Origin of the sequence: Streptomyces sp. NPDC005820, assembly GCF_040630255.1 — a bacterium.
In the GTDB taxonomy this organism is placed as follows: Bacteria; Actinomycetota; Actinomycetes; order Streptomycetales; family Streptomycetaceae; genus Streptomyces.
In genome coordinates this window covers 99,075-105,301 of record NZ_JBEXXE010000042.1, presented here as the reverse complement: position 1 = coordinate 105,301, position 6,227 = coordinate 99,075, and the positions used below count along the sequence as shown (strand labels likewise).

Sequence of the window (6,227 nt, the reverse complement as noted above, 5' to 3'; positions counted from 1 at the left end):
CCTTCCCCGGCGCGGGCGACCTCAGCATGTTCGTCGCCGCCGGCGCCGGCGTGATCCTCTACCTCCTCACCTACCGCCTCAAGCCCCTCTGGACCAGCGAGAACGCCGTCGCACCCGGGCCGCAGGCCCAGAACCCGACGGCGGTCACGGGATCCTGACGGCGCACCGGAATCGGGCGGCGCAACCGGAACCGGGCGGCACCGCTGTGCGCGGTGCCGCCCGATCGGCCGTTCCCCCGCCCCGTAGGGTTGCGTGCATGGTGATGGCGACGGTTCGTGAGTGGCGCGACGAGGAAGGGTGGGGGGTGCTCGACTCGCCCGAGACTCCGGGCGGTTGCTTCGGGCACTACGCCGAGATCCGGATGCCCGGCTTCCGCACGCTGTCGGTCGGGCAGCGGGTCGAGCTGACGTGGGAGGCGCCCGGCTTCAAACAGGACGGGTACGACTACCGCGCGGTGAGTATCGTGCCCCTGCCTCTCTGACCCGCGCCGCCTCAGTCGGTCATGGCCTCGCGGACGAGCGCGGTGTCGACGAACTGCTCGAAGCGGACGATCAGACCACCGCGTACGACGAAGTGGTGGGCCACCCGTACGTCGATCCGTCTGCCGGTCGCCTTGTTGGCCGCGGTGTAGCGGGCGAGGACGACGACGTTCTCGCCGTCGACGACGTAGGTGTCGTCGTGGGCGGTCCAGCCGTCCCAGTCCTGGCCGAGCTTCTCCATCACGTTGGCGGTGACGCCGTCGGGGGTGCGGTAGGTGCCGGCGAGGGGGAAGCCGGCCATCTCGGTCCACTCGACGTCCGGGGCGAGGGTGGCGCGCAGGGCCGCCAGATCGCCCGCGGCCGAGGCCAGGTACTGACGTCGTACGACGTCGGCGGGGGCGGTGGAGGTGGCGAAGTCGTTCATGTCAGCCCCACTTCATCTCGCCCTTGGCGACCTTCGCGCCGATCTGCGCGGCGATCAGCATGCCGTTGTCCGGGTAGCGCTCGACCAGCGCCTCGGTGAGCGCGGCGCCGTCGGCCGCCTTGGCGAGCTCCTCCTCGAAGGCGAGCAGGTAGTCGCGGGTGGCGGTGATGGCGGAGGCGTCGGCCGCGGTGTCGGGCAGCCGGTGGCCGGGGACGACCAGCTCGGGGTCGAGGGCGGCCATCTCCTCCAGCAGGTCGAGCCAGGCCGTGCGGTCGCCGGGGGTCGGGGTGTCGGCGACCCAGACGTGCTCCTGCTGGAAGAGCAGGACGCCGCCGAGGAGGGCGCGGTGCTCGGCCTGCCACAGGTAGTGGCGGTCGGGCAGACCGGCCGGGCCGCCCTTGAGCTCGAAGCGGTGGCCTTCGAGGGTGAGGTCACCGGTCAGGGGCTCGATGTCGACCAGGCGGGTGGGGAGGTTGGGGCCGAGGGCCGCCCAGGCCTTCAGCTTGCCCTCGTAGGAGTGCGCGATGTGCTCGATGACGATCGGGGTGGCGACGAAGACGGCGTCGGGGAAGGCGTCGGCGATCACCTCGGCGCCGAAGTAGAAGTCGGGGTCGCCGTGACTGACGAAGACGGTCGTCAGCTTCTTGCCGGAGTCGAGGATCTCGGCGACGAGGCGGTGCCCGTCGGCGCGGGTGAAGCCGGCGTCCACCAGCAGCGCCTCCGACTCACCGGTGACGAGGGTGGCGGTCTTGTTCCTGCTGCCGGCCGGGAAGTCCAGGTCGAGGACCTTGAAGGAGAGGGTGCTCATCGATGACTCCTTGGGGGGGACGAAAGGGGTGGGTCAGACGGTCAGGGAGGCGAGGCGCCGGTCGATGTCGTCCGCGGTGGAGTGGCCGTGGGCCAGCGGGGTGACGCGGTCGCCCTGGACGGCGAGGAGCGTGGGGAAGCCGGTCACCCCGAGCGAGGCGGTCCGGCGGAAGTCGGCCTCGGCCTCCGCCCGCGCCCCGGCCCCCTCGAAGGCGGCGGCCACGGAGCCGGAGTCCAGTCCGGCGTCCTCGGCGACCTTCCGCAGGGTCGCGGGGTCGGAGAGGCTCAGCCCGTCGACGTAGAAGGCCCGCTGGAGGGCGACGGCCAGGTCCGCGGCCCGGTCGGGAGCGGCCCGGCGCAGGGCGGCGAGCCCGCGTGCGGCGGCCTCGGAGTCCATCACGAACGAGCCGTCGGCGATCAGCCTCTCGTACGGCTCGCCGAACTCGGCACCGGTCAGTCGGGCGATCTCGGCGTTCGCGCCCTGGACGTAGCCGAACGCGCGGATCGGGACGCGGCGCGCTCCGGTGAACAGGCCGCCGGAGACCACCTCGACCGGCAGCCCGGGGTGGCGCGCGACGACTGCGCCCAGCGTGCCGGAGAAGCCGTGCGACCAGCCGCAGTAGGCGTCGAAGGCGTAGACGAGCTTCATCGAAGACCTCGGCAGGGTGCGGTGCTCGCCGGTTGCGAGCGATTCGCCTGAGAGAACAGTAACTGACGCGTCAGATATTTCCTCACTCGTGTGACGGCTGCCACAACGTGCCTCTCGATGTCAGTACAGCAGTGAAGTCGTCCGTCCGCAGCCTCAGGGCAGCCGGGGCAGGACGTCCCGGGCGGAGTGGCTCAGGATGCGCAGGTCCTCGGCGAACCGCTCTTGGTGCTCGGGCGGCAGGGGATCGAGGAAGTAGCGGCGGATGTTCTCCACGTGCAGCCGGGACGCGCGTACGGCGGTCTCCTCGCCGAGGGGGGTCAGCCGCACCAGGCGCCCGCGCCGGTCGTCGGGGTCCTCGGCGCGCTCGACCAGCCCGGCCGCCTCCATCCGGTCCACCAGGCGCGTCGCACCGCCCGTGGTGAGCACCTGCTCCTGCGCGACGGCCCGCATCGACAGTCCCGGCTCACCGGCCCGCCCGAGGATCAGCAGCACCTCGAACATCAGATGGGTGATGCCGCACTCCTGCTCCAGCGAGCGGCCCAGGATGTACTCCAGCCGGTTCGCCGCGCCCTGCAGCCGCCCGAAGGCCAGCACCAGCGCGTTGTTCGCCGCTTCCCTCGGCGAGGAGATCTCCTCCGCCTGCTCGTCCACGCCCGCGCCGCCCTTCTCGTCTCCTGGGGATCCCGTGCACCGATCATGCCGTGCGGCGGGGCCGGGGCGCCGCCCGCGCCGCCGGAGCGGGGTGGCCCACTCGCGGTGGCCGGCCCCGGAGCCTCCGCGAAAACCCGTTGGCGGCCCCCGGCGGCCCCTGCTAATTTTCGGGAGGCCGTGCCGGAGAACGAGGAGGTGGTACCCGTGAACGCAGTATCGACATGGGTGCTCCCCTCCGGGGTCGCGGTCGGGCGATAGGTCGTCGTCCGGGAGCGCCGTTCCAGTGCACTCCCGAAAGGCACGACCATGCGCTTCACTTCCGAACGGCGCCTCGACGACGGCGTCCTCGAACGCGAATTCACCCTCGGCGAGATCCCCGGCACCCTGTGGACACCCGGATCCGCACCGGCCCCGCTGGTCCTGATGGCCCACAACAACGGCCTGCCCAAGGCGGACCCCCGGCTGGTGGCCCGGGCCCGGTACACCGCGGCGCGCGGTTACGCGGTGGCCACCATCGACGCCGCCGGATGCGGTGACCGTCCCCGGTCCGCCGCCGCCGAGCAGGCCCGCGCCGACCTCCGCCGGGCGATGCGGGCCGGCGAACCGGTCGACGAGATCCTCGAGTCCTTGGTCGGGCCGCTGGTCGACCAGGCGGTCCCGGAATGGCGGACCACGCTGGACGCCCTCCTCGAACTGCCCGGCATCGACGGCCCGGTCGGGTACTCCGGCGGGTGGACCGCCCTCGGCATCCGGCTGGCGGTGACCGAGCCACGCATCGCCGCAGCAGGATTCTTCGCCGGAGGGTACGTGCCCCGCGCCCAGCGCGAGGAGGCCCGGCAGGTGACCATTCCGCTGCTGTTCCTGCTGCAGTGGGACGACGAGGGGAACCCCCGCCAACGGGCCCTGGACCTGTTCGACGCCTTCGGCAGCGAACAGAAGACGCTGCACGCCAATGTGGGAGGGCACACCGGCACCCCGTGGTTCGAACTGGAGGACGGGTGCCGGTTCCTGGACCGCCATCTGAAGTCCTGAAGTGAGGCCGGGCCGTTCCGGCGGGACATCCGGTCCGGGACCGCCGGACGGCTCAACGGCGTTGTCGGGGCACCCCGTTGCCCGCGCGGGCAGGTGCCGTGCCCGGGGACGGTCGATCGGCCGGACCCGGGCGTAGCCTGTGCGCCATGGTGCGCGGCGTGATGAGTCAGCCATGGGTGCGGCCGGCGTACGACGTCGCGCTCGCGGTGCTGGTGGTCTACGCGACCTCCTCCTCCGACGAAGACGGCCTCCACCGGGTCATCGGGTGGGCGATGGCGGTGGCGCTGCTGTGGCGCCGGCACCGGCCGACGGCGGTGATGGGGGTCGTCACGGGGCTCGCGCTGCTCCAGTTCGCGCTGGGGTCCGGCGCGACCCCGTACGACGGCGCGCTGCTCATCGCGATGGTGTCCGTGGTCACGCACGCCCGCTCGATGCGGCACGTCTACGCGGCGGGCGCGGTCGTCCTGGTGGGCGTGGTCGTGACGTTCGGCGGGCTGCTGCCGTTCGGCGAGGAGGACGGCGAGGGCCTCGGTGACATCGTCGCCATCGCCGGTGTCTGCGCGGCCCTGTGGCTCACCGCCCTCGTACTGCGGACCCGGCGGCTGTACGTCGCCAGCCTCGAGGCGCGGGCCGCCACCGCCGAGCGGGAGCGGGAGCATCTGGTGCAGCTCGCGGCGGCCGAGGAGCGCGCGGAGATCGCCCGGGAGCTGCACGACGTGGTCGCCCACAGTCTGGCGGTGATGATCCTCCAGGCCGACGGCGCCGGATACGCCCTCAAGTCCGATCCCGACCGGGCCGGTACGGCGCTGAAGGCGATCGCCGACACGGGGCGGGACGCGCTGGAGGACATGCACCGGATCGTGCGGGTGCTGCGGGCCGGCCGGGCCGCCTCCGGCCAGGGCGGCCAGGGCGGCGAGGCCGTGGACGCGGACGCCGGTCGTCGGCGCGTCTCGCTGGACGACCTGGAGACGGTCGCCGAACGGGCCCGCACGGCGGGGCTGAAGGTGGAGCTGGACGTCGAGGGCGACCGGGGCGGGCTGTCCACGGCGGACGAGCTGACCGTGCTGCGGGTCGTCCAGGAGAGCCTGACCAATGTGCTGCGGCATGCCGGGCCGGGGGCCGAGGTGGCGATCTCGCTGCGGTTCGGCGGGGACGCCGTACGGATCGGCGTGGTCGACGACGGGGCCGGGCGGCTGACCGGGGCTCAGGGGGCCGCGGGCCGGGGCAGCGGCGGGAACGGGCTCGTCGGCATGCGCGAGCGGGTGGAGGTGTCCGGCGGCGCCTTCAGCGCCGGGCCGCGCCTCGGCACGGGATGGCAGGTCGACGCGGAGCTTCCCCTGACGGGGCACGGCAACGGCCCCGCCACGGGGCGCATCAACAGGACGGCGGAATAGGTGCGATGAGTGCGACGGATGCGATGGGTGCGATGGGTGGGGCGGGCGGGGCGATACGGGTGGTCGTCGTGGACGATCAGCCGCTGATCCGGGCGGGGTTCGCGATGGTGCTGGCCGCGCAGGACGACATCGAGGTCGTCGGCGAGGCGGAGAACGGCGCGGACGCCGTGGCGTTGCTGGCCCGCACCGAGGCCGATGTCGTCATCATGGACATCCGGATGCCCGTCATGGACGGCGTCGAGGCCACCGAGCGGCTGAGCCGGCTCCCCGACGGGCCCCGGGTGCTGGTGCTCACCACCTTCGACACCGACGAGGACGCGTTCGCGGCGCTGCAGGCCGGGGCGAGCGGCTTCCTGCTGAAGAACACGCCGCCCGAGGAGGTCGTGGCGGCGATCCGGGTCGTGGCGGCCGGCGAGTCCGTGGTGGCGCCGCGGATCACCCGTCAGCTCCTGGACCGGTTCGCGGGCCGGCTGACGCCCTCGCCCCGGCACGACGAGCGGCTCGACCTGCTGACGGCCCGTGAGCGCGAGGTGCTCCGGCTGGTCGCGGAGGGGCTGTCCAACAGCGAGATCGCCGGCCGGCTGTTCATCGCGGAGGCGACCGTGAAGACCCATCTCGGCAAGATCGTGACCAAACTGGACCTGCGGGACCGGGTGCAGGCCGTCATCTTCGCCTACGACGCCGGCCTGGTCAGCCCCGCCGGCTGACGCCGCCTCAGCACGCGGGACTGCGACTGCGGTCGTAGTCCCGCCCTCTGACTCCGGTTGCATTTCCGCCGTACGGAGATCGCA

Annotated in this window: 8 protein-coding genes; 4 read left to right on the top strand and 4 right to left on the bottom strand. The window is 72.8% G+C overall.

All coding sequences use genetic code 11. The annotated features are described in order from the left end of the window. The first annotated feature begins 256 nt into the window (after window positions 1-256). Window positions 257-481 (top strand): cold shock domain-containing protein, encoded by a 225-nt coding sequence (locus ABZ464_RS39275; RefSeq protein WP_359285995.1) that lies wholly within the window; start codon window positions 257-259, stop codon window positions 479-481. An 11-nt stretch (window positions 482-492) separates the two neighbouring features. On the opposite strand, the gene ABZ464_RS39270 is transcribed toward ABZ464_RS39275, so the two are convergent. From ABZ464_RS39270 to ABZ464_RS39255, 4 genes are all read right to left on the bottom strand, one after another. After that, on the bottom strand, window positions 493-903 hold the full coding sequence (locus tag ABZ464_RS39270) for a nuclear transport factor 2 family protein (RefSeq protein ID WP_359285991.1): 411 nt from the start codon (window positions 901-903) through the stop codon (window positions 493-495). A 1-nt stretch (window position 904) separates the two neighbouring features. Continuing rightward, entirely contained in the window at window positions 905-1,711 is an 807-nt protein-coding gene (locus ABZ464_RS39265) for an MBL fold metallo-hydrolase (RefSeq protein ID WP_359285988.1), read from the bottom strand. A gap of 33 nt (window positions 1,712-1,744) precedes the next feature. Beyond that, a complete protein-coding gene (locus ABZ464_RS39260) occupies window positions 1,745-2,359 on the bottom strand; it encodes a DsbA family protein (protein ID WP_359285985.1) in 615 nt (204 codons plus the stop codon). A 153-nt stretch (window positions 2,360-2,512) separates the two neighbouring features. Then, window positions 2,513-3,010: a MarR family transcriptional regulator gene (locus tag ABZ464_RS39255; protein WP_359285982.1), complete on the bottom strand. Its 498-nt coding sequence runs from the start codon at window positions 3,008-3,010 to the stop codon at window positions 2,513-2,515. A 306-nt stretch (window positions 3,011-3,316) separates the two neighbouring features. Here ABZ464_RS39255 and ABZ464_RS39250 point away from each other — a divergent pair, with 306 nt between their 5' ends. The 3 genes from ABZ464_RS39250 to ABZ464_RS39240 all read left to right on the top strand — a co-directional run bounded on the left by ABZ464_RS39250 (window position 3,317) and on the right by ABZ464_RS39240 (window position 6,143). Further along, entirely contained in the window at window positions 3,317-4,042 is a 726-nt protein-coding gene (locus tag ABZ464_RS39250) for an alpha/beta hydrolase (protein ID WP_359285979.1), read from the top strand. 146 nt (window positions 4,043-4,188) lie between these two features. Further along, window positions 4,189-5,436 carry a histidine kinase gene (locus tag ABZ464_RS39245; protein WP_359285976.1) on the top strand — a complete coding sequence of 416 codons (1,248 nt, stop codon included), beginning with the start codon at window positions 4,189-4,191 and terminating at the stop codon, window positions 5,434-5,436. A 5-nt stretch (window positions 5,437-5,441) separates the two neighbouring features. Continuing rightward, window positions 5,442-6,143 carry a response regulator transcription factor gene (locus ABZ464_RS39240; protein ID WP_359285973.1) on the top strand — a complete coding sequence of 234 codons (702 nt, stop codon included), beginning with the start codon at window positions 5,442-5,444 and terminating at the stop codon, window positions 6,141-6,143. Window positions 6,144-6,227: the final 84 nt, after the last annotated feature.

What these genes read in the sequence shown, in the direction of transcription:
- ABZ464_RS39245 (WP_359285976.1), top strand. Translation starts at nt 4,189, where the DNA reads ATGGTGCGCGGCGTGATGAGTCAGCCATGGGTGCGGCCGGCGTACGAC.
- ABZ464_RS39240 (WP_359285973.1), top strand. Translation starts at nt 5,442, where the DNA reads ATGAGTGCGACGGATGCGATGGGTGCGATGGGTGGGGCGGGCGGGGCG.
- ABZ464_RS39250 (WP_359285979.1), top strand. Translation starts at nt 3,317, where the DNA reads ATGCGCTTCACTTCCGAACGGCGCCTCGACGACGGCGTCCTCGAACGC.
- ABZ464_RS39275 (WP_359285995.1), top strand. Translation starts at nt 257, where the DNA reads ATGGTGATGGCGACGGTTCGTGAGTGGCGCGACGAGGAAGGGTGGGGG.
- ABZ464_RS39265 (WP_359285988.1), bottom strand. Translation starts at nt 1,711, where the DNA reads ATGAGCACCCTCTCCTTCAAGGTCCTCGACCTGGACTTCCCGGCCGGC.
- ABZ464_RS39260 (WP_359285985.1), bottom strand. Translation starts at nt 2,359, where the DNA reads ATGAAGCTCGTCTACGCCTTCGACGCCTACTGCGGCTGGTCGCACGGC.
- ABZ464_RS39270 (WP_359285991.1), bottom strand. Translation starts at nt 903, where the DNA reads ATGAACGACTTCGCCACCTCCACCGCCCCCGCCGACGTCGTACGACGT.